The organism is Thermus brockianus (assembly GCF_001880325.1).
Taxonomy (GTDB): Bacteria; Deinococcota; Deinococci; order Deinococcales; family Thermaceae; genus Thermus; species Thermus brockianus.
Genome location: NZ_CP016312.1, coordinates 1,706,317 through 1,731,513 on the forward strand (window position 1 = coordinate 1,706,317; position 25,197 = coordinate 1,731,513).

23 protein-coding genes, 2 tRNA genes, 4 pseudogenes and 1 CRISPR repeat array are annotated in these 25,197 nt (G+C 67.3%); of the genes and pseudogenes, 13 read left to right on the top strand and 16 right to left on the bottom strand.

Features of this window, described 5'->3' with window-relative positions:
- The first annotated feature begins 11 nt into the window (after nucleotides 1–11).
- The 3 genes from thrC to A0O31_RS09215 are packed head-to-tail and all read left to right on the top strand — an operon-like array spanning nucleotide 12 to nucleotide 1,684.
- Nucleotides 12–1,067, top strand: a complete 1,056-nt coding sequence (thrC, locus tag A0O31_RS09205) for a threonine synthase (protein WP_071677595.1) — start codon at nucleotides 12–14, stop codon at nucleotides 1,065–1,067.
- A 9-nt stretch (nucleotides 1,068–1,076) separates the two neighbouring features.
- Nucleotides 1,077–1,391: a hypothetical protein gene (locus tag A0O31_RS09210; protein ID WP_071677596.1), complete on the top strand. Its 315-nt coding sequence runs from the start codon at nucleotides 1,077–1,079 to the stop codon at nucleotides 1,389–1,391.
- Nucleotides 1,388–1,684 carry a hypothetical protein gene (locus A0O31_RS09215; protein WP_071677597.1) on the top strand — a complete coding sequence of 99 codons (297 nt, stop codon included), beginning with the start codon at nucleotides 1,388–1,390 and terminating at the stop codon, nucleotides 1,682–1,684. The genes A0O31_RS09210 and A0O31_RS09215 overlap by 4 nt, the downstream gene beginning before the upstream one ends.
- Here A0O31_RS09215 and A0O31_RS09220 read toward each other — a convergent pair.
- The gene (locus tag A0O31_RS09220; protein WP_071677598.1) at nucleotides 1,657–1,995 is read right to left on the bottom strand and encodes a hypothetical protein; all 339 of its coding nucleotides are present in this window, start codon (nucleotides 1,993–1,995) and stop codon (nucleotides 1,657–1,659) included. The genes A0O31_RS09215 and A0O31_RS09220 overlap by 28 nt on opposite strands.
- Complete coding sequence (locus A0O31_RS09225; protein WP_071677599.1) at nucleotides 1,988–3,418, bottom strand: ATP cone domain-containing protein; 1,431 nt, start codon at nucleotides 3,416–3,418, stop codon at nucleotides 1,988–1,990. Before A0O31_RS09225 ends, A0O31_RS09220 begins: the two co-directional genes overlap by 8 nt.
- 83 nt (nucleotides 3,419–3,501) lie before the next feature.
- Between A0O31_RS09225 and A0O31_RS09230 the strand changes: the two genes are divergently transcribed.
- The 3 genes from A0O31_RS09230 (at nucleotide 3,502) to A0O31_RS09240 (ending at nucleotide 4,121) form a co-directional block, all read left to right on the top strand.
- A tRNA-Cys gene (locus A0O31_RS09230) sits at nucleotides 3,502–3,576 on the top strand.
- A 7-nt stretch (nucleotides 3,577–3,583) separates the two neighbouring features.
- Nucleotides 3,584–3,660, top strand: a tRNA-Val gene (locus A0O31_RS09235).
- Between the two features lie 71 nt (nucleotides 3,661–3,731).
- Nucleotides 3,732–4,121 (top strand): NADH-quinone oxidoreductase subunit 15, encoded by a 390-nt coding sequence (locus A0O31_RS09240; RefSeq protein WP_071677600.1) that lies wholly within the window; start codon nucleotides 3,732–3,734, stop codon nucleotides 4,119–4,121.
- Here the strand turns inward: A0O31_RS09240 and A0O31_RS09245 are convergent.
- The 7 genes and pseudogenes from A0O31_RS09245 to aceB all read right to left on the bottom strand — a co-directional run bounded on the left by A0O31_RS09245 (nucleotide 4,118) and on the right by aceB (nucleotide 13,455).
- Nucleotides 4,118–4,516 (bottom strand): PaaI family thioesterase, encoded by a 399-nt coding sequence (locus A0O31_RS09245; protein ID WP_071677601.1) that lies wholly within the window; start codon nucleotides 4,514–4,516, stop codon nucleotides 4,118–4,120. The genes A0O31_RS09240 and A0O31_RS09245 overlap by 4 nt on opposite strands.
- Before the next feature lie 28 nt (nucleotides 4,517–4,544).
- Nucleotides 4,545–5,660, bottom strand: coding sequence for a radical SAM family heme chaperone HemW (gene hemW / locus A0O31_RS09250; protein ID WP_420855816.1), 1,116 nt, complete (start codon nucleotides 5,658–5,660; stop codon nucleotides 4,545–4,547).
- A 5-nt stretch (nucleotides 5,661–5,665) separates the two neighbouring features.
- Nucleotides 5,666–6,886, bottom strand: coding sequence for a glycerate kinase type-2 family protein (locus A0O31_RS09255; RefSeq protein WP_071677603.1), 1,221 nt, complete (start codon nucleotides 6,884–6,886; stop codon nucleotides 5,666–5,668).
- Nucleotides 6,887–6,902: 16 nt separating this feature from the next.
- Nucleotides 6,903–7,902: a CRISPR direct-repeat array (repeat unit 30 nt; unit sequence GTTTCAAACCCTCATAGGTACGGTACGAAC).
- Between the two features lie 220 nt (nucleotides 7,903–8,122).
- Nucleotides 8,123–9,397 carry a glycolate oxidase subunit GlcF gene (gene glcF, locus A0O31_RS09260; RefSeq protein ID WP_071677604.1) on the bottom strand — a complete coding sequence of 425 codons (1,275 nt, stop codon included), beginning with the start codon at nucleotides 9,395–9,397 and terminating at the stop codon, nucleotides 8,123–8,125.
- A 4-nt stretch (nucleotides 9,398–9,401) separates the two neighbouring features.
- Nucleotides 9,402–10,435, bottom strand: a pseudogene (locus A0O31_RS09265) (FAD-binding protein).
- 10 nt (nucleotides 10,436–10,445) lie between these two features.
- Nucleotides 10,446–11,821: pseudogene (locus A0O31_RS09270) on the bottom strand (FAD-linked oxidase C-terminal domain-containing protein).
- Nucleotides 11,822–11,892: 71 nt separating this feature from the next.
- A complete protein-coding gene (aceB, locus tag A0O31_RS09275) occupies nucleotides 11,893–13,455 on the bottom strand; it encodes a malate synthase A (RefSeq protein WP_071677605.1) in 1,563 nt (520 codons plus the stop codon).
- A gap of 99 nt (nucleotides 13,456–13,554) precedes the next feature.
- On the opposite strand from aceB, the gene A0O31_RS09280 reads away from it, so the two are divergent.
- From A0O31_RS09280 to A0O31_RS09290, 3 genes and pseudogenes are all read left to right on the top strand, one after another.
- Nucleotides 13,555–14,313 (top strand): IclR family transcriptional regulator, encoded by a 759-nt coding sequence (locus A0O31_RS09280; protein ID WP_071677606.1) that lies wholly within the window; start codon nucleotides 13,555–13,557, stop codon nucleotides 14,311–14,313.
- Nucleotides 14,314–14,354: 41 nt separating this feature from the next.
- On the top strand, nucleotides 14,355–15,062 hold the full coding sequence (gene hspR, locus A0O31_RS09285; RefSeq protein ID WP_152024426.1) for a heat shock protein transcriptional repressor HspR, fused homodimer type: 708 nt from the start codon (nucleotides 14,355–14,357) through the stop codon (nucleotides 15,060–15,062).
- A pseudogene (locus tag A0O31_RS09290) lies at nucleotides 15,059–16,377 on the top strand (dipeptidase). The gene hspR and the pseudogene A0O31_RS09290 overlap by 4 nt, the downstream one beginning before the upstream one ends.
- Here the strand turns inward: A0O31_RS09290 and A0O31_RS09295 are convergent.
- Together A0O31_RS09295 and A0O31_RS09300 are read right to left on the bottom strand one after the other, a co-directional pair.
- On the bottom strand, nucleotides 16,371–17,087 hold the full coding sequence (locus A0O31_RS09295) for a 2-phosphosulfolactate phosphatase (RefSeq protein WP_071677607.1): 717 nt from the start codon (nucleotides 17,085–17,087) through the stop codon (nucleotides 16,371–16,373). The pseudogene A0O31_RS09290 and the gene A0O31_RS09295 overlap by 7 nt on opposite strands.
- A 12-nt stretch (nucleotides 17,088–17,099) precedes the next feature.
- Nucleotides 17,100–17,750 carry a Crp/Fnr family transcriptional regulator gene (locus A0O31_RS09300; protein WP_071677608.1) on the bottom strand — a complete coding sequence of 217 codons (651 nt, stop codon included), beginning with the start codon at nucleotides 17,748–17,750 and terminating at the stop codon, nucleotides 17,100–17,102.
- Nucleotides 17,751–17,798: 48 nt separating this feature from the next.
- Here A0O31_RS09300 and A0O31_RS09305 point away from each other — a divergent pair, with 48 nt between their 5' ends.
- From A0O31_RS09305 to A0O31_RS09320, 4 genes are read left to right on the top strand one after another with little or no spacing between them, the layout of a single operon-like run.
- Nucleotides 17,799–18,428: an ABC transporter ATP-binding protein gene (locus A0O31_RS09305; RefSeq protein WP_071677964.1), complete on the top strand. Its 630-nt coding sequence runs from the start codon at nucleotides 17,799–17,801 to the stop codon at nucleotides 18,426–18,428.
- Between the two features lie 14 nt (nucleotides 18,429–18,442).
- On the top strand, nucleotides 18,443–19,150 hold the full coding sequence (locus A0O31_RS09310; protein WP_071677609.1) for a phosphorylase family protein: 708 nt from the start codon (nucleotides 18,443–18,445) through the stop codon (nucleotides 19,148–19,150).
- A gap of 1 nt (nucleotide 19,151) precedes the next feature.
- Nucleotides 19,152–19,967, top strand: a complete 816-nt coding sequence (locus tag A0O31_RS09315; protein WP_071677610.1) for an enoyl-CoA hydratase/isomerase family protein — start codon at nucleotides 19,152–19,154, stop codon at nucleotides 19,965–19,967.
- Between the two features lie 44 nt (nucleotides 19,968–20,011).
- Nucleotides 20,012–20,887, top strand: a complete 876-nt coding sequence (locus tag A0O31_RS09320) for a phosphohydrolase (protein ID WP_071677611.1) — start codon at nucleotides 20,012–20,014, stop codon at nucleotides 20,885–20,887.
- Nucleotides 20,888–20,912: 25 nt separating this feature from the next.
- Here A0O31_RS09320 and A0O31_RS09325 read toward each other — a convergent pair whose 3' ends face one another.
- The 5 genes and pseudogenes from A0O31_RS09325 to A0O31_RS09345 form a co-directional block, all read right to left on the bottom strand.
- Nucleotides 20,913–21,350 (bottom strand): DUF2267 domain-containing protein, encoded by a 438-nt coding sequence (locus A0O31_RS09325; RefSeq protein WP_071677612.1) that lies wholly within the window; start codon nucleotides 21,348–21,350, stop codon nucleotides 20,913–20,915.
- Nucleotides 21,351–21,429: 79 nt separating this feature from the next.
- On the bottom strand, nucleotides 21,430–21,636 hold the full coding sequence (locus A0O31_RS09330) for a dodecin (protein WP_071677613.1): 207 nt from the start codon (nucleotides 21,634–21,636) through the stop codon (nucleotides 21,430–21,432).
- 9 nt (nucleotides 21,637–21,645) lie between these two features.
- Nucleotides 21,646–23,291 (bottom strand): annotated as a pseudogene (locus A0O31_RS09335) (long-chain-fatty-acid--CoA ligase).
- Between the two features lie 58 nt (nucleotides 23,292–23,349).
- Nucleotides 23,350–24,303 (bottom strand): MBL fold metallo-hydrolase, encoded by a 954-nt coding sequence (locus tag A0O31_RS09340; RefSeq protein ID WP_071677614.1) that lies wholly within the window; start codon nucleotides 24,301–24,303, stop codon nucleotides 23,350–23,352.
- On the bottom strand, nucleotides 24,300–25,190 hold the full coding sequence (locus A0O31_RS09345; RefSeq protein WP_071677615.1) for a phosphohexomutase domain-containing protein: 891 nt from the start codon (nucleotides 25,188–25,190) through the stop codon (nucleotides 24,300–24,302). Before A0O31_RS09345 ends, A0O31_RS09340 begins: the two co-directional genes overlap by 4 nt.
- Nucleotides 25,191–25,197 lie beyond the last annotated feature (7 nt).

Sequence of the window (25,197 nt, forward strand, 5' to 3'; positions counted from 1 at the left end):
AGCATATCCCCATGCGCCTTCCCCTCCTTGAACGCTACCGTCCCCACCTGCCCGTTTCCGAGAGGACGCCGGTGGTTAGCCTCCTGGAGGGCTCCACCCCCCTCATCCCCCTCAAGGGCCCCAAGGAGGCCAGGGAGAGAGGCATCCGGCTTTTCGCCAAGTACGAGGGCCTAAACCCCACGGGGAGCTTCAAGGACCGGGGGATGACCCTGGCGGTGTCCAAGGCGGTGGAGGCGGGGGCAGAGGCCATCGCCTGCGCCAGCACCGGGAACACGGCGGCGAGCGCCGCCGCCTACGCCGCCCGGGCCGGGATTCGGGCCATCGTGGTCCTGCCCGCCGGGTACGTGGCCTTAGGCAAGGTGGCCCAAAGCCTGGTGCACGGGGCCCGCATCGTCCAGGTGGAGGGGAACTTTGACGAGGCCCTAAGGCTCACCCGGGAGCTCACGGAGCGCTACCCCGTGGCCCTGGTGAACTCGGTGAACCCTTTCCGCCTCGAGGGCCAGAAGACCCTGGCCTTTGAGGTGGTGGACGAGCTCGGGGATGCGCCCCACTACCACGCCCTCCCCGTGGGGAACGCCGGGAACATCACCGCCCACTGGCAGGGATACAAGGAGTACCACGCCTTGGGGAAGGCTAGGCGCCTACCCCGCATGTTGGGCTTCCAGGCGGCGGGGGCGGCCCCCTTGGTCCTGGGGCGCCCGGTGGAGAAACCCGAGACCCTGGCCACCGCCATCCGCATCGGCAACCCGGCCAGTTGGGAGGGAGCGGTGCGGGCCAAGGAGGAGTCCGGGGGGGTAATAGAGGCGGTCACGGACGAGGAGATCCTGGCCGCTTACCGCTACCTGGCAGAGGAAGAGGGCATTTTCTGCGAACCGGCGAGCGCCGCCGCCATGGCCGGAGTGTGGAAGCTCCTTAAGGAGGGCCGCCTGGAGCCGGAGAGCACCCTGGTCCTCACCCTCACGGGCCACGGCCTCAAGGACCCGGCCACGGCGGAGCGGGTGGCGCGGCTTGACCCCCCGGTGCCGGCCACCCTCGAGGCGGTGGCGAAAGCGGCAGGCCTCTGGTAGGCTTCGGGTATGCCGGAGGCCAAGCGCGCCCGAAAAAAGGTGCCCGAGCCCTTCCCCGGGGCCTACTACCTGGCGGGGGCCATCACCATCCTCCTCATGCTCCTCTTCCTCTACCTGGGGGCGAGCCTTCCCCCGGGGGTGGCGGGGTTTTTGGTGGCCTTCGTCCTGGGGCTTACCGTGAACCTCAAGTACGTCCCCTACTTCTTCCTGGCCGGAGTCTTCTCGGCGGTGATGGGTTTCCTGGGGCGGGAGCCCCAGGTGGCCTGGGGCGGGGTGGCCCTGGCCCTTTCCCAGCTTTGGGTCCGCCGTTTCGTCCGGGAATGAGCCCGCACCGCCTCTCCCAAGCCCTCGCCCTTTTCGGGGTGACCCTTTACGCCTACTTCCTCTTCCTGCGCCCCAACCAGGAGGGGATGGCCCTGGCCGTGGGCCTCTTCGTGGGCACCATGGGGGTGGCCTACGGGGAGAGGCCTTTTCCCGTGCCCTTTTTCTTGGGGCTCTACGGGGTGCTTTTCCTCCTCCAGCTCCTCTTCGGCCACCCCCTTGCCTTCCTTCTGGGGGGGCTTCTGGGGGTAGGGCTCCCCTACCTCCTCTACCGCTTGCGGAAGCCCGCCAAGTAGAGGAGGCTTCCCCCAAGCATCCCTTCCCCTAAGGTGGGGAGGTAGAGGAGAAACTCCCTCACGTCCAGCCGCAGGTAGAGGAGGAGGGGCCAGGGGGTGAGGGCCCAGGCCAGATCCGGCCGCCCGTACCCCGCCGCCAGGAAGAGCCCCGCCCCAAGGCCCCGAAGGTAGGGGAGCCAGCCCGAGCCCAGCTCGTTTTGGTAAACGAAGTAGAGGAGGTTGAGCCAGACCCCAAGGACCCAAAGGGGTAGGCGCTTTTCCAAGCGGAAGGCCAGGGCCAAGAGGAGGGAAAAGGCCAGGGCGTCAAGCACGGGCCACCTCCGCCTGGCCCCGGGCCTCCAGGTAGGCCACCAGTACCTCCAGGGCCTTCTCCACCGCCTCGTCCAGGTCCTCCCCGGGGATGAGGGGGATGCCCTCCTCCTGGGCCCATAGGAGGAGGTGCTCCTGGATGAGCCGGATCTCGGCGAAGTGGGCCAGGTACTTGTCCTTGGGCCGGGCGTGGCCCGTCTCCCGGTCCCGCAGGCGGAAGCGGTCCTGGTGGAGCTTCTCGTCCTGCAGGTAGACCAGCATGGGCACGGTGAGGACCCGGTCCTGGTAGGGGTGTTCCAGGTAGCGGGGCACCACGTGCACCCCCTCCAGCACGATGGAGGTGCCCTCCAGGGCGCTCCGTTCCTGGATGGCCCTGAGCCCCACCGCCACCCGGGCCACCTGGTCCAGAAAGCCCCTGAGCACCCTCCCCTCGTGCCCCTCCTGGGAAAGTTCGGGCAAAAGGGCCTTCCAGGCCTCAAAGGTGGAGAGGTGCAGGGTGGGGAGGAGGTCCTTGGACAAGGAGGCGCGGAAGACCTCCCGCACGGCGTCCGAGGGGACGATGTGGGTGATGCCCAGGCGGTAGGCCAGGGCCGAGGCCAAAACGCTCTTGCCCACCCCCGTGACCCCGCCGATGAGGATGTGCACGGGCCGGGCGCTCCGGCGGAGGTGCCTTAGGAGGAGGTAGCGCCGGGCCACTTCCTCGCCCGCTTCCTTAAGGAGGGCCTGGAAGACCCTTTCCCGGAGCTCGGGCCGGCGGATGACCTTTAGGCCTTCCCGCCGCAAGGCCCCCTCAATCTCCCGGGCCAGGCGGTAGGCCCCTTCAGGGGAGAGGCCGATGCCCATGAGGGACTGGGCCAGGATGCCCTTGGAGAAGGGCATGCGGGGTTCACCCCCCTCCTCTTCCACAAAGAGTTCCCCAGCAAAGGCCCGGCGTTCCAGGTAGCGCCTTCTCGCCGCCTGGCCCTTGGCCTTGGCCACCTCTTGGGCCACCACCTCCTCTAGCCGGCGGGCGGCAATCTGCCGCACGCCCTCCTGGCGTAGCCTTTCCTCTACCCGTTTGGCAAGCTCGTGGGCTTCCTTTAGGGAAAGCCCCGCCTCCTCTAGGCTCCGCACCAGGAGCCCCTTGGAGAAGGGGCGGCGCCGTTTGCCGTCCAGGACCAGGATTTCCTCAAAAGGAAGCGTTCTTTGGGCCAGGGCCTCCGCCACCTCCTTTCCCAGGGCCTTGGCCACTTCTTCTAGGAGGACCTGGCGGAGGTGCCTGGGGGTTACCTCCTTGCGCCCCTCCTCCTTAAGCCTTTCCTCCACGGTGTGGGCCAGGGCCTGGGCGGCCTCGAGGGGGACCCCTAAGGGCAGGAGGGCCTCCAACAAAAGCCCCTTGGAAAAGGGCCACCGCCCCCGCCTGAGGCGCACGAAGACGTCGCTCATTGCTTGGCATCATAGCACCTTTCCCTTAGTTATGGGCTTTCTTGACACTCCTTGTGGCCCCGTGCTAAGCTACCTTACGGCTTGGCGCCGTAGCCAAGTGGTAAGGCAGAGGTCTGCAAAACCTCCATTCGCCGGTTCGAATCCGGCCGGCGCCTCCAAAAGCGCGGGCGCGTAGCTCAGGTGGCCAGAGCACTACCTTGACACGGTAGGGGTCGGTGGTTCAAGTCCACTCGCGCCCACCAGGCCAAGCCCCCGGGGTGATCCCTGGGGGCTTTTGGTTTGCGGCGAGGCTGCCTCGGGGTATACTCGGGCCATGAGCGCTGCCCACGACCGCGAGCTCTACCAGGCCTGGGTGGAACTCCTTTCCTGGATGCGGGAGTATGCCAAGGAAAGGGGTGTCCGCTTTGAGAAGGAGGCGGACTTCCCCGACTTCATCTACCGCATGGAGAGGCCCTACGACCTCCCCACCACCATCATGACCGCCTCGCTTTCCGATGCCTTGGGGGAGCCTTTCCTCCTGGCGGACGTCTCCCCCCGTCACGCTAAGCTGAAGCGCATCGGCCTCCGCTTGCCCCGGGCCCACATCCACCTCCACGCCCACTACGAGCCCGGCAAGGGCCTGGTCACGGGGAAGGTTCCCCTCACCAAGGAGCGCTTCTTCGCCTTGGCGGACCGGGCCCGGGAGGCCTTGGCCCTGGCCTAGACCTGGCTAATCGTCCCCTGGGCCAGGGCGATGAGCCGGGGTTCGGGCTCCTCGCTGTAGGCTTCCCCCTGCACCACGGCGAGGCGCCTGCCGGCGTGGACCACCCGGCCCAGGGCGCGTAGCCTTTCCCCCTTGGCCGGGCGGAGAAAGTTCACCTTAAACTCCACGGTGAGGACGTTGGGGCCCAGGGCAAGCCCCCCGGCGAAGGTGAGGGCGTTGTCCAAGAGGGCGCTGATGACCCCGCCGTGGACCACCCCGAGGTGCTGGTAAAACTCGGGCCGCACCTTCAGGGCGAACTCCACCTCCTCCCCCTCCACCCGCACCACCTCTGCCCCTAGGTGCTGGGTGAAGGGCTGGGCACGGGCTACCTGTTCCGCCAGGGCTTTCAGGTCCATGGGTCTCCTCCTTAGACTTGGTCAAAGTTTAGCCTGTTCCTTCCCCTCCTTCAAGGGCTTCCCAGAGGGAGAGGACCACCCGGTGGAGGAGGGGAAAGGCCTTGGGGGTGGGGCGTAGCCGTTTTCCCTCCACCTGGAGGAGGCCAGCTTCCGCTAGCTCCTTTGCCCGTGGTTCCAGAAGGGGGAAAAGGGAGAGGCCTACCCTCGCCTCCACCTGGGCCACGTCCACCCCTTCCCTAAGCCTTAGGCCCAGCATGAGGCTTTCCTTGGCGTGCTCCAGGGGGCTTATGGCCTCCTCCCTTGGGGCCTCCCGGGCGAGCCAGCGGGGGAGGGGAGGGTTGGTGCGCCTTAGGGCGTAGGCCAGGCCCTCCCCGGGGTACTGCCCGGTGGCGGCGGGCCCCAGGGCGAGCCAGAAGCCATTCCGCCAGTAGACCAGGTTGTGCTGGGCCTCCTCCCCGGGGCGGGCGAAGTTGGAAACCTCGTAGCGCTCTAGCCCCGCCTCGCCCAGAAGGGCCTCCGCCCGCTCCATGGCCCAGGCTTCCCGCTCGGGGTCTTCGGGAAGCCCGAGGAGGGCGAAGGGGGTTCCCTTTTCCACCTGCAGGGTGTAGGCGGAGACGTGGCCTAGGCCGAGGCTGGCCGCTTCCTTGAGGTCCTTCTCGGGGTCCTGCATGGGAAGGCCCAGGATGAGGTCAATGGAGGTGCGGAAGCCCGCTTCCAGCGCCATCTCCACCGCCCTTAGGGCCCCCTTGCGCCCGTGGGCCCGGCCGAGGAACCGGAGCACCGGGTCCTGGAAGCTTTGCACCCCCAAGGAAAGGCGGTTGACGCCCAGGTCCTTAAGGAGCCTTAGGCGGGCGGGGTTCAGGGTGCCGGGGTTGGCCTCGAGGGTCACCTCCGCCCCCTCGGCCAAGGGCCAGGGGAGGGCCTGGAAGAGGGCCAAAAGTTCCCGGTCCCGCAGGTAGCTGGGCGTGCCCCCGCCCAGGTAGAGGGTCTTTAGGGGATGGGGGTAGCGGGCATAAAGGGCCTCCGCCTCTTCCTTAAGGCGCCTCAGGTAGGCCTCCACCCACCCAGGCCCCCGGCGTACCACGTGGAAGTCGCAGTAGGGGCAGAGGGTGGGGCAGAAGGGGACGTGAACGTAAAGCGCCAACCCCATCAGTCTACCAGGAGGAGGCGGAAATCGTTAAGGTTGGTGCCCGTGGGGCCGGTGACGAGGAGGGTCCCCACCTCTTGGAAAAAGCCCAGGCTATCGTTCTCCTCTAGGAAGGGCCTGGGATCTAGGCCCCGGTCCCAGACCGCAGGGGTGAGGAGGGCACCCGCTACCCCGCTGTTCCCGTCCAGGCCGTCGGAGTCCGCCGCCAGGGCGTAGAGGGGCCTTGGGAGGTGGGCGTAGAGGGCGAGGAGGAACTCCAGGTTGCGCCCCCCCTTGCCCCTACCCCTTACCCGCACCTGGGCCTCGCCCCCCGAGAGGAGGAAGATGGGCCTGCGAAAGGGCACCCCGTGGGTGCGGATGGTCTCCGCCAGCTCGGCGTGGAAGCGGGCAAGGGCCCTGGCCTCCCCCCCGAAGCGGTCGGAGAGGACCACGGCCCGGTGGCCCTGGCGCCTGAGGAAGCCTTGGGCGGCCCTTAGGAGGTGGAGGTTCGCCCCCACCAGCTTCCAGGTGAGGCGCCTAAGGGCGGGGTCTTGGGGCTTGAGGGTCTCGGGAAGCTTCCCCTTAGCCCCCGCTTCCAGCACCGCCCGGGCCTCGGGGAAGGCGAGGCCGTACCGGTCCAAGACCCCTAGGGCCTCCGGGTAGGTGGAGGGGTCTGGGTGGAAGGGCCCGGAGGCGATGACGCTGGGGTCGTCCCCGGGGACGTCGGAGAGGAGGAGGGCGTGGACCCTGGCCTTGGTGGCGAGGAGGGCCCTTCCTCCCTTGATGCGGGAGAGGTGCTTGCGCACGGCGTTGATTTCCCGGATGCCCGCCCCACTTTGGAGGAGGGCCTGGGTGAGGGCCTGCTTCTCCCTAAGGCCTATCCCCAGGGGGGCGCACCAGAGGGCGCTCCCTCCCCCCGAAAGGAGGGCAAGGACCCGCGCTTTGGGGGAGAGGGAGGCGAGGAGGTGGAGGACCTCCTCCGCTGCCCGCACGCTTCCCTCATCGGGCACGGGGTGGCGGGCGAAGACTGCTTTCAGGCCCAAGGCCTCCTGGCCTTGGGGCAACGTGAGATGGTAGGGGACTTCCCCATACCGCTCCAGGGCTGCCCGGAGCATGGGGGCCGCCGCCTTGCCCACGGCGAGGATCAGGTCGGGTCGGAAGGAGGGAAGGGCCTTGAGGGTGAGGCGGTAGGGGTCCGTGGCCCTTAGGGCGTGGAAGAAGGTTTCTTTCAGGAGGGCTTCCATACCAGGCTGGTTGGGTGTGTCAAACCCTTATAGGTAAGTTCCAAACGGCTGTGGGGGACTTATCGTCCCTATTATAGTTTCAAACCCTCATAGGTACGGTACGAACACGCCGCCCCCGCCCCTAAGCGTAGGCGGAAGAAGGCCGAGGACGCCGAGGCGTTTCAAACCCTCATAGGTACGGTACGAACCAGGCACTCCTCCGGCACGCCGTTAGCGCCCACTTTGAGTTTCAAACCCTCATAGGTACGGTACGAACGAGGTGGAAGGATGCTAGTAGCCTCCTTCAGGGTTGAAAAAGTTTCAAACCCTCATAGGTACGGTACGAACGTCGGGATAGGGGGGTTCGTAGAGGTTCGTACGGACCTGTTTCAAACCCTCATAGGTACGGTACGAACCGTGGTCCCCAAGGGGAAGAGGGACATCAAGCACTACGCGTTTCAAACCCTCATAGGTACGGTACGAACAGATGGCCGCATTGTCTACCGAGCCTTGGAGTTGGGCGGTTTCAAACCCTCATAGGTACGGTACGAACTTGCACGGATAGGGAGCGAGCCAGGGCGTTTGAGGTTGCGTTGGCGTTTCAAACCCTCATAGGTACGGTACGAACGTGAAACGGCCTTTTCTGGTGGAGAAGCAGGTTCAGAGGTTTCAAACCCTCATAGGTACGGTACGAACGCCGCCCTAGCCCCAAAAGGCTAGGGTGGCCGCTACCACGTTTCAAACCCTCATAGGTACGGTACGAACTGGGCATCGTCCTCATCATCGTTATTTTGCAAAGGGCGGTTTCAAACCCTCATAGGTACGGTACGAACGAAGCCACGCGCCTGGTAGCGGTGTCCACCACCGCGACGTTTCAAACCCTCATAGGTACGGTACGAACTTCCCGACCTCACCCGTGAGGGAAGCCGGGCCTTGAAGTTTCAAACCCTCATAGGTACGGTACGAACTCAGGAGGTCGCCCTGGTCAAGCACACGACCGGAGGAAGGTTTCAAACCCTCATAGGTACGGTACGAACAGCCACAACATCGTCAGGAACACGAAACACTCATGAAGCTCTAATCTTAGTTTTCAAGAACCACTACGGCCGAGGTGGGAAAGTTTGGCCGTCTGAGGTCAGGCTAGCAGGGTGGGGGGTAGTGCGTCAACCCCCCCGGGTTTTGGGGGGGATTGGGGGTTGGCGCAATCGTGGATTTGGTCCAACTTCTTACATAGGGAGATACCAGGTTTAGGTCGCCCTAGCTCCTTAGGGGTCCCTTAAGCGGGTCCTTCCCCTCGTAGAGGAGGGCCAGAAGCTCTGCCGTGTGGAGCACGGGGATGCCCTGGAGGTAGGCGCCAATCTGGGTGAGGCAGCCGATGTTGCCCGTGACCACCAGGTGGGGCTCGGTGGCCTTGAGGTTTTCCGCCTTGCGCCGGCCTAGGGCCTCGGCGATCTCGGGTTGGAAGAGGTTGTAGGTGCCGGCGGAGCCGCAGCAGAGCTCCCACTCCTTGGGCTCCAAGACCTCGAGCCCCGCCGCCTTCAGGATGTTCCGGGGGGCTTCCCGCACCCCTTGGGCGTGGGCCAGGTGGCAGGCGTCGTGGTAGGCCACCCGAAGGGGGGTTTTGGGGGGTGGGGGCGGAGTGAAGCCCAGTTCGTCCAGGATGACGGTGATGTCCTTGACCTTCTGGGCCAGGGCCTTGGCCTCTGCCTCCTCGGGTTCCCCCAGGAAGAGGAGGGGGTATTCCTTCATCCCCGAGCCGCAACCAGCGGCGTTGGTGACCACGTAGTCCACGTCCTGGAAGGCCTTTAGGTTCTTGCGGGCGAGGGCTCTCGCCCCCTCCTTGTCCCCGGCGTGGAGGTTCAGGGCCCCGCAACAGACCTGCTCCCGGGCCACCACCACCTCCACCCCGTTTTCCTGGAGGACCCGGATGGTGGCTTCGTTGATGGAGGGACGGAGGACCCTTTGGGCGCACCCCAGGAGAAGCCCCACCCGGGCCTTTCTCTCGCCCTTGGCGGGGTAGACCTCTAGGTACGGGGCTTCCTCCGGAAGGCGCTCGGGGAGGAGGTCTATAGGCGCCTTGAGGGGCTTGGGCAGGGGAAGGGGCTTGAGGAGGGGCTTAAGCCGGGCGGCGAGCCCTGCCAGGGGCCGGAAGCGCTCGGGGTAGGGGAGGGTGCGGAGGAGGGCCAGGCGGTAGGCCCTTTCCAGGGGGTAGCGGTGGCGCTTCTCCTCCGTGTGGAGGCGGAAGGCGGCGATGAGCTCGCCGTAGGGTACCCCGCTCGGGCAGGCGGTGACGCAGGCCTGGCAGGCTAGGCACCGGTCCAGGTAGGGGAGGGCTTCCTCCAGGGGCAAGGCTCCCTCCAGGACCTCCTTCATCAGGAAGATGCGTCCCCTGGGGGAGTCCATCTCCTCTTGCAGGACCACGTAGGTGGGGCAGGTGGGGAGGCAGAAGCCGCAGTGGACGCAGGCCTCTATGGCGTGGGCCATCACCTCCCCTTCCTTGCCCAAGGTTTCCACGGGAATGCGGTGCTGCATGCTCTCACCCTAAGGGAAAACGGCCCATGGGGTCCAGGGCCTGCTTGAGCTTGGCGAAGAAGGCCTCGGGGGGCAGGGGGTAGAGGGGGTCTTCCGCCCCGCGGAGGACCAGGTGGGGAAAGCCCGCCCGCCTCAGGGCCTCTAGCCCTTCGGGCCCCGTGCCGGCGTAGAGGACCTCCCCCCCGTCCAGGTAGCGCCTTGGGCCCAAGGGAAGGGCCTCGAGACGGGGTATGGATGCGGGCTTGGCCGGCACCTTCACCCAGATGGGGCTTTCCTCCAGGAAGCGGAGGTCCCGCACCCCTTCCCAGTGGGCCTCGTCCTCCTCCAGGACCTCGGTCCTTTGGGCTCCCTCCTGGGCGAGGAGGCGCTTTAGGCCCTCCAGGCGGGCCGCCACGCTCCCGGGAAAGCCTCCCAGGCGGGCCTCGAGGGTGGCGGGGGGATGAGGTCCAGGGCCAGGAGGTCCAGGGGGAGGAGGCGTAGCCTTTCCAGGGCGGAAAGGGCCTCGCTTAGGCCCGGCATCTCCGCCCGGAGGGTCCGCGTGGCCCTGGGGTAGGGGAAGACTTTGAAGGAGAGCTCCACCATGACGCCAAAGGCCCCCAAGGAGCCCACCATGAGCCGGTGGAAGGGGAAGCCGGCGGCGTTCTTCACCACCTTGCCCCCGCCCCGCACCACCCTCCCCTCCCCGTCCACGAAGCGCACCCCCAAGAGGAAGTCCCGCACCCCCCCAAACCGGTGGCGCAAAGGCCCGGAAAGCCCCGCCGCCACCGTCCCTCCTAGGGTGGCCCCCTTCCCCTTCAGGGGCGGGTGGAAGGGGAGGTACTGCCCGTGGGCCCTTAAGGCCTCCTCCACCTCGGCCACCGGGGTGCCGGCCCAGGCGGTGAAGACGAACTCCTCGGGCTGGTACTCCAGGATGCCGGAAAGCCCGGAAAGGGCTAGCCCCACCTCCCCTTCCCGAGGGGCGGAAAGGGCGGGCTTGGTGCCCCCGCCCATGGGCCTCAGGCGCGGGTAGGCCCGCACCGCCTCCACCACCTCCTGCAGGGTGCCCGCCCTAACCACGGACCACCTCCGGGAGCACCTTGCCCCGGTTGGCAAGCCCCTTGGGGTCCAGGATAGCCTTCACCCTTTCCATGGCGAGGAGGTCTTCCTGGGCGAACATCTCCGGCATGTAGGCCTTCTTCTCCACCCCAATCCCGTGCTCTCCCGTCAGGGACCCCCCAAGGCGCACGCAGAGCTTGAGGATCTCCCCCGCCAGGGCCTCGGCCCGCTCCAGTTCGCCCGGCTTCTTGCCGTCGTAGAGGACCAAGGGGTGGAGGTTCCCGTCCCCAGCGTGGAAGACGTTGGCCACCCTAAGCCCAAAGGCCTGGGAAAGCCTCCCTATTTCCCGCAGGGCCTCCCCCAGGCGGCTTCGGGGCACCACCCCGTCCTGGACCAGGTAGTCCGGGGAGAGCCGGCCCACGGCGCTAAAGGCCGCCTTACGCCCTTTCCAGATGGCCTGGCGCTCCGCCTCGCTTGCCGCCACCCGCACGGCGTAGGCCCCGCTTTCCCGGATGACCTCCTCCAGGACCTGGGCCTCCGCCGCCACCTCCTCCTTGGGGCCCTCCAGCTCCACGATGAGGAGGGCTTCCGCCTGCGGGTAGCCTGCCCGCACCGCCTTTTCCGCCGCCTCAATGGCCAGGCGGTCCATGATCTCTATGGCCCCGGGGAGGAGGCCCCTTTGGATGATGAGGCTCACGGCCTCGCCCGCCCGCTCCAGGCTCTCGTAGGCGGCGAGGAGGGTGTGGTAGGCCTCGGGCTTGGGGAGGAGCCTCAGGGTGATCTCCACCGCCACCCCCAAAAGCCCCTCCGTGCCCACGAAGAAGCCGTGGAGGTCGGGCCCCACGCCCTCTAGGCTCTCCCCCCGAGGCGCACCACCTCCCCTTCCGGGGTCACCACCTCGAGGCCCAGCACGTGGTTGGCCGTCATCCCGTACTTCAGGCAGTGGGCCCCCCCCGAGTTGAAGGCCACGTTGCCCCCAAGGGTGGAGACGGGCTGGCTGGAGGGGTCCGGGGCGTAGTAGAGGCCAAAGGGGGCTGCCTGGCGGGAGACCTCCAGGTTCACCACCCCAGGCTCCACCACGGCGATGCGGGCCGCGGGGTCCAGCTTGAGGATGCGGTTCATGCGGTTTAGGGCGAGGACAATCCCCCCTTCCACGGGCAAGGAGCCCCCGCTCAGGCTGGTGCCGCTTCCCCGGGCCACGAAGGGGACCCCGTGGCGGTGGCATAGCCGCACCACCTGGACCACCTCTCCTTTTTCCTGCGGAAGGACCACCGCCAGGGGGCGCTTGCGGTAGGCGGTGAGGGCGTCGGACTCGTAGGGGGCGATCTCCGCTTCCCGGGTGAGGACCCTGCCCGGCAAGAGGGCCTTGAGTTCTTCCAAAAAGCCCACGGCTTCCCTCCTTTCCTCCCACTTTAAGCCAAAGGGCGGGGAATCCCCGCCCGCCCCGGCCGCCCTTCGCCCTAGTCCAGGTACTCGTAGGCCACCAGGGTGAGGAACTCTATGAATTCCTCCGAGAGGACGAGCTTGTCCAGGATCTCCTCCGCCTCCTTGTAGCGCTCCTTCCCCCGGCCCCCCAGCTTGGCGAGCTCCTCCTCCTTGACCTTTTGGTAGAGCTCCGGGGTCACGGTGCGCCCGTCCTCCAGCTGGGCTTCCCGGTGGACCCACTGCCAAAGTTGCGCCCGGCTGATCTCGGCGGTGGCGGCGTCCTCCATGAGGTTGAAGATGGCGGCGGCCCCGTTGCCCAAAAGCCACTGGTTCAGGTACTGCAGGGCCACGGAGATGTTGTTCCTGAGGCCTCCCTCCGTCACCTTGCCCCCGGGGACCGTGAAGTTGAGGAGGTCTTCCGCCTTCACCTGCACGTCCAGGCGCTTCACGTGTTTCTGGTGGGGCTTGTCCCCCAGGTAGCGGTCAAAGACCTCTTGAGCCACGGGCACCAGGTCGGGGTGGGCCACCCAGGTGCCGTCAAAGCCTTGGGAGGCCTCCCGCTCCTTGTCCGCCCGCACCTGCTGGAAGGCCCGCTCGTTCACCTCGGGGTCCTTGCGGCTTGGGATGAAGGCGGCCATGCCCCCGATGGCGTGGGCCTCGTGGATGTGGCAGGACTTCACCAAAAGCTCGGTGTAGGCCTTCATGAAGGGGACGGTCATGGTCACCTGGGCCCGGTCGGGGAAGATGGGGGCGGTGGTGGCGAACTTCTTGATGCAGCTAAAGATGTAGTCCCACCGCCCGGCGTTGAGCCCGGCGGCGTGCTCCTTGAGCTCGTAGAGGATTTCTTCCATCTCAAAGGCCGCCAGGATGGTTTCAATGAGCACCGTGGCCCGGATGGTGCCCCGGGGGATTTGGAGGTAGTCCTGGGCGAAGTTGAAGACCTCGTTCCAGAGGCGGGCCTCGAGGTGGCTTTCCATCTTGGGCAGGTAGAAGTAGGGCCCGCTTCCCCGCCTCAGGAGCTCGTGGGCGTTGTGGAAGAAGTAGAGCCCGAAGTCAAAGAGGCTTGCCGAGATGGGCTCCCCGTCCACCCGCACGTGCTTTTCCACCAGGTGCCAGCCCCGGGGGCGCACCACCAGGGTGGCGGTCTTCTCCTTGAGGCGGTACGCCTTGCCCTCGGGGGAGACGAAGTCAATCTGGCGGCGCACGGCGTCGTAGAGGTTTTTCTGCCCCTGGATGACGTTGTCCCACGTGGGGGAGAGGGCGTCCTCAAAGTCCGCCATGAAGACCTTGGCCCCGGAGTTCAGGGCGTTGATGATCATCTTGCGGTCCACGGGGCCCGTGATCTCCACCCGGCGGTCCAGGAGGTCCTGGGGGGCCTCGGCCACCCGCCAGTCCCCGCCCCGGACGAAGGCGGTTTCTGGGAGAAAGTCCGGTTTGTCCCCGGCCTTGTACCGCTCCCAAAGCTCGTGCCGGCGGGCAAGAAGGGCCTTGCGCACCGGGTTGAACTCCCGGTGCAGGGCCACCACGAACTTCAGGGCCTCCTCCGTGAGCACCTCCCCGAGGAGGGGATGGTCTTTGGTGATTTCCACGCCCTTCATGGTGGCCTGAGCTTACGGGGGTGGGGGCGGGTTTGTCAATAGACGGAATGGTTTTTCGTGTCTTGAAAAATAGCCGGGGCCGTGCTACCTTAGGGCCCTATGCCGAGGCCGAGGGAAAAGGGCGCAAGCGGGGTGAAGACCTTGGAAAAGGGGCTTGGGGTTCTGGAAGCCTTGGGGGAGCAGAAGGAGGCGGGGCTTTCCGCCCTGGCCGAGGCCACGGGGCTATCCAAGAGCACCCTTTACCGCCTTCTCCAGACCCTGGTTCGCCGGGGCTTTGCCGTGGAGGAGGGAGGCGTGTACCGGGTGGGGCCCAAGGCCTTCGCCGTGGGGCAGGCCTACCCGAGGCGGGACCTCCTCAAGGCGGTGCGTCCGGAGATGGAGGCCTTGGCGGGGGAGACGGGGGAGAGCGTCAACCTGGCGGTGCCCGTGGACGGGGAGGCGCTTTACCTGGACCAGGTGGAGGGGGGGCAACTGGTGCGCCTCTTCACCGCTCCAGGAAGCCGTGCCCCCCTCCACGCCACCGGGGTGGGGAAGGTCTTCTTGGCCTACCGGGGGGTGCCCGAGGGCCTCCGCCTCATCCCCTTCACTCCCCATACCAAGACCCGCCTGGCGGAGCTCTTGCAGGAGCTCGGGGAGGTGCGGGCCCAGGGCTACGCCTTGGACAACGAGGAGAAGGAACTGGGGGTGCGGTGCGTGGCCGCTCCCGTCTTTGGCCCTTCGGGGGAGGTGGTGGCGGCCATCTCCCTCTCCGCCCCGGCGAGCCGGCTTTCCCTGGAGGCGGCCCGGCGGCTGGCCCCCCGGGTAATGGCGGCGGCCCAGCGCGCTTCCCTGCGCTTAGGGTTCTCAGGGAGCGTATAATGAGAAGGGTTAGTGGGGTTTAGCGGGAGGAGCTAAAGGCCATGGACAGGGTCATGGACAAGGACCGCCCGGTCTATGTGATTTCGGTGGCGGCGGAGCTGGTGGAGATGCACCCGCAGACGCTGAGGCTTTACGAGCGGAAGGGGCTCATCAAGCCGAAGCGGTCTGGGGGGAAGACGCGGCTTTACTCGGAGCGGGACATTGAGCGGTTGCGGGAGATCCGGCGGCTGACGCAGGAACTGGGGGTGAACCTGGCGGGGGTGGAGGAGATCATGCGGCTAAGGGCGGAGCTGGAGGCCCTCCAGGCCCGCTTTGAAGCCGAGGTGGCAAGGCTCAAACGGGAGATTGGGGACCGTTTCCAGGAACTGGACCGCAAGGCCCTTCCCGCCCCCGGGGAGACGCAAAAGCCTTCCCCCAAGGACCGCCCGGTCTATGTGATTTCGGTGGCGGCGGAGCTGGTGGAGATGCACCCGCAGACGCTGAGGCTTTACGAGCGGAAGGGGCTCATCAAGCCGAAGCGGTCTGGGGGGAAGACGCGGCTTTACTCGGAGCGGGACATTGAGCGGTTGCGGGAGATCCGGCGGCTGACGCAGGAACTGGGGGTGAACCTGGCGGGGGTGGAGGAGATCATGCGGCTAAGGGCGGAGCTGGAGGCCCTCCAGGCCCGCTTTGAAGCCGAGGTGGCAAGGCTTCGCCTTCTCCTCTTGGAGGAGGGTAAGGCCCTGGAAGAGGGTAGCATGGGGGCGTGAAGACGCTGGAGCCCCTACTGGAATTCCTTTCCATCCCTTCCGTATCCACCGACCCCGGCCATAGGGACGACGTGCGCCGGGCGGCCCTTTGGCTCAAGGACCGCTTGGAGGCCTTGGGTTTTGTCGCCGCGCTCCACGAGACCCCCCTCCACCCCATCCTTTATGCCGAGCGCCTGGTGGACGAAAAGGCCCCCACCGTTCTGGTCTACGGCCACTACGACGTCCAGCCCCCCGATCCCTTGGAGCTTTGGGAAACCCCGCCCTTCTCCCCGGTGGTGCGGGAGGGGCGGGTCTATGCCCGGGGCGCCTCCGACGACAAGGGGCAGCTTTGGGCCCACGTGGCGGCCTTGGAGGGCCTTGCCGCCCGGGTGAACGTCAAGTTCCTGGTGGAGGGGGAGGAGGAGATCGGAAGCCCCCACCTCCTCCCCTTCGTGCGGGAAAACCGGGAGCGGCTTCGGGCGGACGTGGTCCTCATCTCCGACGGGGCCATGTTCGCCCCCGAAACCCCCACCCTCACCTACGGCCTGAGGGGGCTTTGCTACCTGGAGGTGCGGCTTCAGGGGGCGAGGCGGGACCTGCACTCCGGGGCCTTCGGGGGGTGGCCCCGAACCCCATCCAGGCCCTGGGCTGGCTCCTCGCCCGGCTTAAGGACGAGCGGACGGGGAAGGTCCTCATCCCCGGGTTCTACGAACGGGTGCGGCCCGTTGCCGAGGAGGAGAAGCGCCTTTGGCCCGCTTTGGACGAGGAGGCCCTGAAGCGGGAACTTGGGGTGGACTGCCTGCCGGGGGAGGAGGGATATACCCCCTTGGAGCGGCTTTGGGCGAGGCCCACCCTGGACCCAAACGGCATCTACGGCGGTTACCAGGGGGAAGGGTCCAAAACGGTGATCCCCGCCGAGGCGGGGATGAAGCTTTCCATGCGCCTGGTGCCGGACCAGGACCCCGAGGAGGTGGCGGACTTGGCCGAGGCCTACCTTAGGGAAATCCTGCCCCCCGGGTACCGCCTCGAGGTGCGCCGCCTCCACGGGGGAAGGCCCGTCCTCACCGACCCCTTTAGCCCCCCCATGCGCCTCATGGCCAGGGCCTTGGCGGAGGTCTGGGGGAGGCCTCCCGTCTACGCCCGGGAGGGGGGGACCATCCCCGTGGTGGCGGAACTCCAGGAGGCCCTTCAGGCCCCCATCGTCCTCCTGGGCCTCGGGCTAAGCGACGATAACCTGCACGCCCCCAACGAGAAGTTTGACCTCCTCAACCTGGAAAAGGGCATCGCCGCCATAAGGCGCTTTTACGAGCTTTTGGCGGAGGAGGGCCTTCAGTAGGCCCGCTTGAAGATGAGGGCGTCCCCCACCCGCCCGGAGAGGATGGGCACGGCGGCGCTCTTGGCCACCTGGGCGGCGAAGGGGACGTCCCCCTCCAGGCCCACCCCTTTAAGGGCCTGGGCGGCGGCGGAAAGGCTTAGGGCCTCCAGGGGGTCCTGGTAGGCCCGCTTGACGGCCAGGGCGATGCGGGCCCCGTCCTCGGGCTCCACCTCGCCCAAGAGGCCTAGGTACTCCGCCAAGACCCCGGCGGTGTAGAGGTCGTCCAGCCCGGCCCGCCCTTCCTTGCCGGCGCAGAGGATGGCCACCTCCTCCGTGGCCAGTTCCTTGGCGAGCCGGGCGGCGGCGTGGGCGTTGTAGAGGGAGGCGAGGAGGACATGCTTGGCGGACTTGGCGGCGGCGTGGGCCGCCCGGGTGCCGTTGGTGGTGCTCATCACCACCACCTTGCCCCCCACGGGGGCCTCCAGGGCCTCCCGGGGGGAGTTCCCCAGGTCAAACCCGGGGGGCTTCAGCCCCCCCACCTCCCCCGCCAGGACCACGTCCTCGTCCTTGAAGGCCCGGGCGGCCTCGAGGCTTTCCACCAGGTATAGGGCCTCCGCCCCCGCCTCCAGGAGGCAGGCGGCGGTGGTGGTGGCCCGGATCACGTCCACCACCAGGACCACATCGGGGTAAACCGCCCCTTCGTTCGGAAGCACATCCACCCTCAGGCGCAAGGCGCACCTCCCCTAGATAAGGCCGAAGGCCACCTCTTCCAGGAGCCGAAAGTCCCGCACCTCCACCTCCCCCGGGGCCAGGGCCAGGATGCCCTTGTCCTTTAGGTCGTGCAGGACCCGGGTCACCGTTTCCCGGCTCGCCCCCGCCAGGGCCGCCAGGTCCTGGTGGCGCAGGCGGAAGCGGGGTCCGTGCCCCTGGCGGTGGAGCTTGAGGAGGGCGTAGGCCACCCGGCTTTGCGCCTCTTCAAAGGCGAGGAGGTCCATCTCCACGTTGAGTTCCCTCAGGCGCCGGGCCAGGATGCGGGCGAGGTTGTGGGCCAAGAGGGGTAGGCGGCGGATGAGGGCCAGGTAGCTTTCCCGGTAGAGGGCGAGGAGGTGGGCGTCCTCCTCGGCTTCGGCGCTGGCGCTCCTTTCCTCTGGGTCTAGGAGGCTCATCTCCCCGAAGACCTCCCCGGGGCCTAGGAAGCCCAGGGTCTTCTCCTGCCCGCCCAGGTGGGTGCGGTAGAGCCGCACCCGCCCCGCCTCCACCAGGTAAAGGGCTTGGCCCAGGTCCCCCTGCTGGAAGATGGTCTTCCCCTTGGGGAAGAAAAGGGGCTGGAAGTAGGAGTGGGCGAGCGCCACCTCCTCCGGGGCCAGGTCCTGGAACAAGGGGCTTCCCCGCATCGGTCCCACTCTAACCGAAGCTTCATCTTTTGCCTAGAGGATGAGAGGGTGCGCCCGGTCCTCGAGGCCCAAAACCTCGGCTTCGCCTACGCCGATGGCCCCCTTTTCCGGGGGATTTCCTTGCGGCTGGGGCCCGGGGAGGTCCTGGCCGTGCTTGGGCCTTCGGGAAGCGGCAAGACCACCCTCCTCCACCTCCTCGCCGGGCTTCTCCCCTTGCAGGAGGGAGAGGTGTGCTGGGAAGGGACGCCCATTCGGGAGCTAAAGGAAGAAGCCCTCGCCCGGCGCAGGCTCCGCTTTTTGGGCCTTGTCTTCCAGCACCACTTCCTCTTTCCCGAACTCACCGCCTTGGAGAACGTCCTGGCCCCCGGGTACTTGGCGGGATGGGTGGACCGGGCCTGGGGCCTTTGCCTCCTGGAGCGCCTGGGGCTTGGGGGGCGGGCCCACTTCCTGCCCCAGCGGCTTTCCGGGGGCGAGAGGCAACGGGTGGCGGTGGCCCGGGCCCTCTACCTCAAGCCCAAGCTCCTCCTGGCGGACGAGCCCACGGCGAGCCTGGACCGCCACCAAGCCCGGGAGGCCTTGGCCCTCATGCGCGCCTTGGCGGGGGAGGTGGGGGCGGCCCTGGTCCTCGCCACCCACGACGAGGCCCTGGTGGAAGGGCTTCCCGCCCTCAGGCTGTAGTATCCTTAGGCGGTATGAGTCCCATCCACGTGCGGGGAAAACCCGGGGATGTGGCGGAACGGGTACTCCTTCCCGGGGACCCGGGCCGGGCGGAATGGATCGCCAAGACGTTTTTGGATGAACCCGTGGTCTACAACACCCACCGGGGGCTTTTGGGCTACACGGGGCGCTACCGTGGGGTGCCCATCTCCGTCCAGACCACGGGGATGGGGGCTCCTTCCGCGAGCATCGTGGCGGAGGAGCTGGTGCAGCTTGGGGCCCGGGTTCTCCTCCGGGTGGGCACCTGCGGGGCGGTGGATGGGGCCTTGGCCCCTGGGGATTTGGTGATCGCCCAGGGGGCGGTGCCCCTGGACGGGGCCACCCGTCAGTACCTTGGGGGGCTTCCTTACGCCCCCGTGCCCGACCCTTCCCTCTTCCGCGCCCTTTGGGCCAAGGCGGAGGAGCGGGGCTACCCCCACCACGTGGGCCTGGTGGCCACCGAGGACGCCTTTTACGCCACCACCCCCGAGGCGGCCCGCGCGTGGAGCCGCTTTGGGGTCTTGGCCTTTGAGATGGAGGCGAGCGCCCTCTTCCTCCTGGGCCGGATGCGGGGGGTGAAGGCGGGGGCTATCCTTACGGTTTCCAACAGGATTGGCGACCCCGAACTCGCCCCGCCCGAGGTGCTCCAGGAGGGGATAAGGCGTATGGTGGAGGTGGCCCTATTGGCCTTGTTGGAGGTGTAGCATGGAGCACGAACACGAGCACGAGTTCATCCTGGAAATCCCCGAGTTCCAGCACCTCACCTACGAGGTGGAGGGGAATATCGCCCTGGTAACCCTTAGGCGGCCCGAGGCCCTCAACGCCCTCTCCCGAGAGGTGCTGGAGGAGCTCGCCCAGGTGGCGGAGGTCATCCACCAAGACCCCGAGGCCCGGGTGGCCATCTTCACGGGGGAGGGGAGGGCGTTCGCCGCCGGGGCGGACCTCAAGGAGATCGCCGCCCTTAAAGACCCCTTCATGGCCCGGGAGTACGCCCTTTTGGGCCAGCAGGTCTTCGCCGAGATCGCCGCCTTGCCCATACCCACCATCGCCGCCATCCACGGGTACGCCTTGGGGGGCGGGCTGGAGCTCGCCCTGGCTTGCGACCTCCGGGTGGCGGCCAAGGGGGCCAAGCTGGGCCTTCCCGAGGTGGGCCTGGGGCTCATCCCCGGCTTTGGGGGCACCCAGCGCCTGCCCCGGCTCATCGGCCGGGGGCGGGCCTTGGACCTCATCTTCACCGGGCGGCACGTGGAGGCGGAGGAGGCCCTCCAGTTGGGCTTGGTCAACCGGGTGGGGGAGGACGCCCTGGAAGAGGCCAAGCGGCTTGCCCAGAGCATCCTCAAAAACGCCCCCATCGCCCTGGCCCTGGCCAAGGAGAGCGTGGTGCGGGGGGAGGGGCTGGATCTGGCGGAGGCGTTGGAGATAGAGGCGGACCTCTTCGGCTACGCCGCCGCCACCGAGGACATGAAGGAAGGGGTGCGGGCCTTCCTGGAAAAGCGGGCGCCGGAATTCAAGGGGGAGTGAGTCCCTTTTCTTCCCCAAGGCCCGGTGTAAGGTGAGGGGTGCCCATGACGGGAGACCGCGTGGTCCACGTAGCCAGCCCCAAGGCCAAGCTCTACGCCGAGGCCGACCAGGCCATCCGGGAGCGCTTAAAGCCTTTTCCCAAGGCGCTTAGGGCTTACGAGCTCTTGATCCAAGACCCCGAGGCCCGGGCCGGTTGGAACATGGCCAACTACATCACCATGCGCAAGCTGGGCTACAACGACCACGGCCGGGTCCACGCCCTCCTCACCGGGGCGGCCAGCGTGGCCATCCTGGGCCTTTTGGCCGAGGCGGGGGTGCGCCTGGACACCCTGGAATCGGGGGCGGGGGAGCTGGAGGACGCCTACGTGGTGGTCCTCCTCTCCACCATGCTCCACGACCTGGGCAACCAGGTACACCGGGACCACCACGAGGCCTTTGGGGTGTCCTTGGCCCTGCCCATCCTGAACCGTATTCTGGAGAGGATCTACCCGGACCCCGAGCAACGCACCGCCTTAAGGGCCTTGATGCTCCACAGCATCTACAGCCACGACCTCGCCCCCGAACCCCTCACCATAGAGGCGGGCATCACCGCCGTGGCCGACGGCACGGACATCACCAAGGGCCGGGGCCGGAAGGCTTTTGCCCTGGGGAGCATTGACATTCACTCCATCAGCGCCCTAGCGGTGGACGAGGTGCGCATCCTAAAGGGCGAGAAGGTCCCCGTGGAGATCCAGGTGACCATGAACAACTCCGCGGGCATCTTCCAGGTGGAGGAGACCCTCACCAAGAAGGTCTTGCGAAGCCCCTTGCGCCCCTACGTCACCGTGGTAGCCATGACCGAGCCCAATGGGGCCCAGGACCAGCGGATCGTCCACCGGGTGCGCCTGCACGAGACGGAGGACCGCTTTGTTCTGGACTAAACCCCCCCGACTGGGGGGCTCTGCCCTAGCCTTCGGGCCAGAGCTCCCTTAGCTCCTTGGGAAGGAGTCGGCGGACGTCCTCTATCTCCCCTTCCACCACCTTTTGCCCAAGGACTTTGAACACCGCCTTCACCGCCGCTTCGGGGTCCATCGCTGGGCCGGAAGGGGTTTTGAGCTCCCGGGCCACGTGGGCCAAGAACTCCTCCTTGTGCCGCTCCTTTAGGGGCTTGCCCGTGGGGTCCCAACCCTCGTAGTAGATGCCCCGGATGAGCATGGGGAGCTGGGCCCCAAGCTGGGCTACCTCCTCCACGGGCAGGCGGTCCCGAAGGGCGTGGAGGACGGCCCGGAGGGCCATGTAGGCCCGGTGCCGGTCCTCCGTGCCCAGCTCCTGCATGATGGCCTTGAGCCAGGTGTGGGTCTTGTGGAGGGTGGTGTCAAAGACCTCCAGACCGGTGGCGCTCATACCCCTTCACCCCCTTGCCCTTAGCATATCTCTTGAGTGAGGGTTTGTAAAGGGGTATGCGTTCTAGAAGCGGAAGCGATTACTCCTCCAGGCGGAAGCCCACCTCCAGCACCACCTGGTACTCCTTAACCCCTTGCGGGCCGATGGTCCCCCGGATTTCCTTGACCTCAAACCAGTCCAGGTGGCGGAGGGTCTTCTGCGCCCGCTCCAAAGCCCTTTGGATGGCCGCCTCGAGGCCCTCCCCGCTCGTCCCCACCAGCTCCACCTTCTTGTAAACCTTGCCCATGGGCCCATCCTACCGCCTTGGCCCCACCTCTTTGGTGAGTTCCCGCTTCAGGATCTTCCCCACGCTGGACTTGGGGAGGCTATCGCGGAAGACGATGATGCGGGGCACCTTGTAGGCGGCCAGGTGTTGGCGGCAGAAGGCCTCTATGTCCTTTTCCGTCACCTTGCCCCGGTACTCGGGTTTGAGGACGAGGAAGGCGGCCACGGTTTCCCCGCGGTAGGGGTCAGGGACGCCCACCACGGCGGCTTCCTGGACGGCCTCGTGGGTGTAGAGGACCTCTTCCACCTCGCGGGGGTAGATGTTGTAGCCGCCGGCGATGATCATGTCCTTTTTGCGGTCCACGATGTAGAAGTAGCCGTCCTCGTCCATGCGGGCCATGTCGCCGGTGTAGAGCCAGCCGTCCTTGAGGGCCTTTTGGGTTTCCTCGGGGCGGTTCCAGTAGCCTTTCATGACGTTGGGGCCCTTGACGATGAGCTCGCCCACCTCGCCCAAGGGGACCTCCTTGCCCTCCTCGTCCACCACCTTGGCCTCCACCCCGGGGAAGGGGAGGCCCACGCTCCCGAGCTTTCTTGGGCCGTGAAGGGGGTTGCAGTGGGTGACGGGGCTGGCCTCGGTGAGCCCATACCCCTCCACCAGCTTGGCCCCGGTGAGGGCCTCAAACCGCTCCGCCACCTCGAGGGGGAGGGGGGCGGAGCCGGAGATGCAGGCCCGGACGCTCCTCAGGTTGCGCTTCTCAATCCCGGGGAAGTTGTTGAAGGCCACGTACAGGGTGGGCACCCCGGGGAAGAGGGTGACCTGGTGCTTCTCAATGGCCTCCACGATGGGGCCGATCTCCGGGCGGGGAAGGAGGACCAGCTTGGCCGCCCCCAGGAGGGCCAGGTTCATGGCCACGGTCATGCCGTAGACGTGGAAGAAGGGGATAGCCCCAAGGACCACCTCTTCCCCTTCCCGAAAGTCGGGGATCCAAGACCGCACCTGCAGGGCGTTGGAGGAGAGGTTGCGGTGGGTGAGCATGGCCCCCTTGGCCACCCCGGTGGTGCCCCCGGTGTACTGCAAAAGGGCCAGGTCGTCCAGGCTAAGGGGCACGGGGCTAGGGGTTCCGGGTTTTAGGAAGCGCCGCCAGGGAATGCCCTCCAAGGATTGGGGCCACTGCCCCTTGCGCTTGAGCATGAGGGGGTAGAGGAGGTTCTTGGGGAAGGGGAGGTAGTCCTGGATGCCCGTGCGCACCAGGATTTCCACCGGGGCTTCCCCCTTCACCTCTTGGTAGCGGGGAAGGAGCTGGTCCAGGATCACCAGGGCCTTGGCCCCGGAGTCCCGAAGCTGGTGCCGGAGCTCCCTGGGGGTGTACATGGGGTTGGTGTTCACCGCCACGCCCCCGCCAAGAGGGTGCCGAAGAAGGCCACCACGAACTGGGGGGAGTTGGGGAGCATGATGGCTACCCGTTCCCCAGGCCTAAGCCCCGCCTCCTGGAGCCCTTTGGCAAAGGCCTCCACCTCGCGAAAGAGGGCGGCATAGGAAAGACTTCGCCCCAGGAACTCCAAGGCCACCTTCTTGGGGTAGCGGCGGGCGTTTTCCCGCAGGGCTTCGGTCAGGAGCCGGGGCGTGGGGGCCTCCTTGGGGACCCCGGGATCGTAGTGCGCATACCAAGGATGCATGGCACCTCCTTGAACCGGGTCAAAGTTTACCGCCCCGCCCTCGCCGGGGCAAGGGGCGTTAAACCCGGAAGTAGCGGTACGGGGGGCCTTCCCGCCCCACCGTGCCTTCCGCCCGCAGGTACTCCAGGTGGGCGAGGGTTTCGGCGAAGGCGAAGCGGCGGCCGGCGGCGTCCAGGTCCTGGGGGAAGAGGAGGAGGGAGAGCTCCCAGGCGGTTTTGGGGCCTTCCAGGTACGTGAGGAGGGCTTGGAGGCGCTCCTGGTGGTGGGCGAGGAGTTCTTGCGCCCGCCCCTTGACGTTCCCTATGGGGCCGAAGTGCCCGGCGTGGGCCACCCGGACGGGGAGCTCGGCCAGGCGCCTGAGGGAGTTCAGGAAGTCCTTAAGGGGGTTTTCCCGGGTGTAGGCCCAAAGGCCCACGTTGGGGGAGACGTGGTCCAAAAGGGCGTCCCCTGCCAGGAGGACCCCTTCCTCCTCCAGGTAGAAGGCCACGTGCCCGTCGGCGTGGCCCGGGGTCCAGATGGCCCTAAGCCTCCTCCCCGCCACCTCCAAGACCGCCCCGTCCTCGAGGGCCAGGGGCTCCTTGGGCGGGTGGACCCTTTCGCGGGTCTTGGCCATGGTTTCCCGGATGCCCAAGAGGGCCTCCTCGGGGGTGCCGTGGTCCAGGAAAAGCCGCCAGGAGGCCTCCTCAAAGGCCTCGGGGGTGAGCCAGAAACGGTGGCCCCGGCCTAGCTCCTCTGCATGCAGGTACACCCTCGCCCCGAGGCCCTCAAAGAAGCCCGCAAGCCCGTAATGGTCCGGGTGGTGGTGGGTGAGGAGGACCGTCTTCACGTTCTGGAAGCAGAGCCCGAGCTCCGCCAGGTAAAGCTCCAGGCTCCCTTGGGCGGTGCGGGTGGCGAGGGCGGTGTCCACCAGGGCCACCTCTCCCTTTCCCTTGAGGAGGTAGAGGTTCACCGTCTTCAAGGGGTACGGGATGGGGACGGGGAGGAGAAAGACGCCGGGCAGGATTTCCCTCATAGGAGGACCCCCAGGAGGAGGAGGGCGGCGAGGAAGGGGTCGGGTTCCTTCAGGTGCCAGGGGAAGCGGAAGCCCCCTTCCCCATCCCCCTCCACCCCTTTGCCGCCCAGGGCCTCCTTAAGGTGTCCCAGGACGGCCTCGTCCCCCAAGGCCTCCGCCCCGGGGAGGTAGACCCTTAGCCGGCAGGCGTCCCCGTCCAGGGCCAGGCCCAGGGCGGGGGGTTCTTGGGCCTTGAGGAGGACCTGGAGGGTTTTCAGGTTCTCCGGCCTCGGGTCCGGGTCCACCCCGTAGAAGAGGGGGTGGGGGAGGGGGTGGAGTTCCCGGAGTTCGGCCTCGAGGCCCAAAAGCTTCCACACCCCGGGCAGAACCCCGCCCCCCGCTCCCCCCATGGCGTCCAGGTAGACCACGCCCTTCCGCTTGGGCACCCCCCCGGCGCTTTGCGCCAGGTGCTCCTGGTAGGCCCGCTTCACGTCCAGGGTGGCGAAGCTTCCCCGGGCAGCCGGGGGATCTAGGAAGGGTACCTCCTGCCCAGGGAGGGGCTTCCCGGGGCCCAGGCGGAGCTTGACCCCTTGGAAATGGGCGGGCCTCCGCCCCGCCGAGAGGTAAAGCCCCGCCGCGCCCTCCCGCTCCAAGGCGAAGCCGAAAAGGGGGAGGGGGGAAGGCCCGGGAAGGAGGGAGGTTTCCAGCCCGAGGGCCGAAAGCACCCCCGCCGCCTCCTCCGCCATCTCCCGGGCCAGGAAGCGGGCATCGTGGCCCACCACCACCCGCCCTATGCCGTCTCCCTTCAGGCGCTCGCCAAAGCCCGCCGCCAGGCGCGCCAGGGCGGCGAAGGTGAAATCCTTGGCCAGCTCGCCCAGGAAGCCTTCTTGGGTGGGACGAAGCTCCATGTTCCCA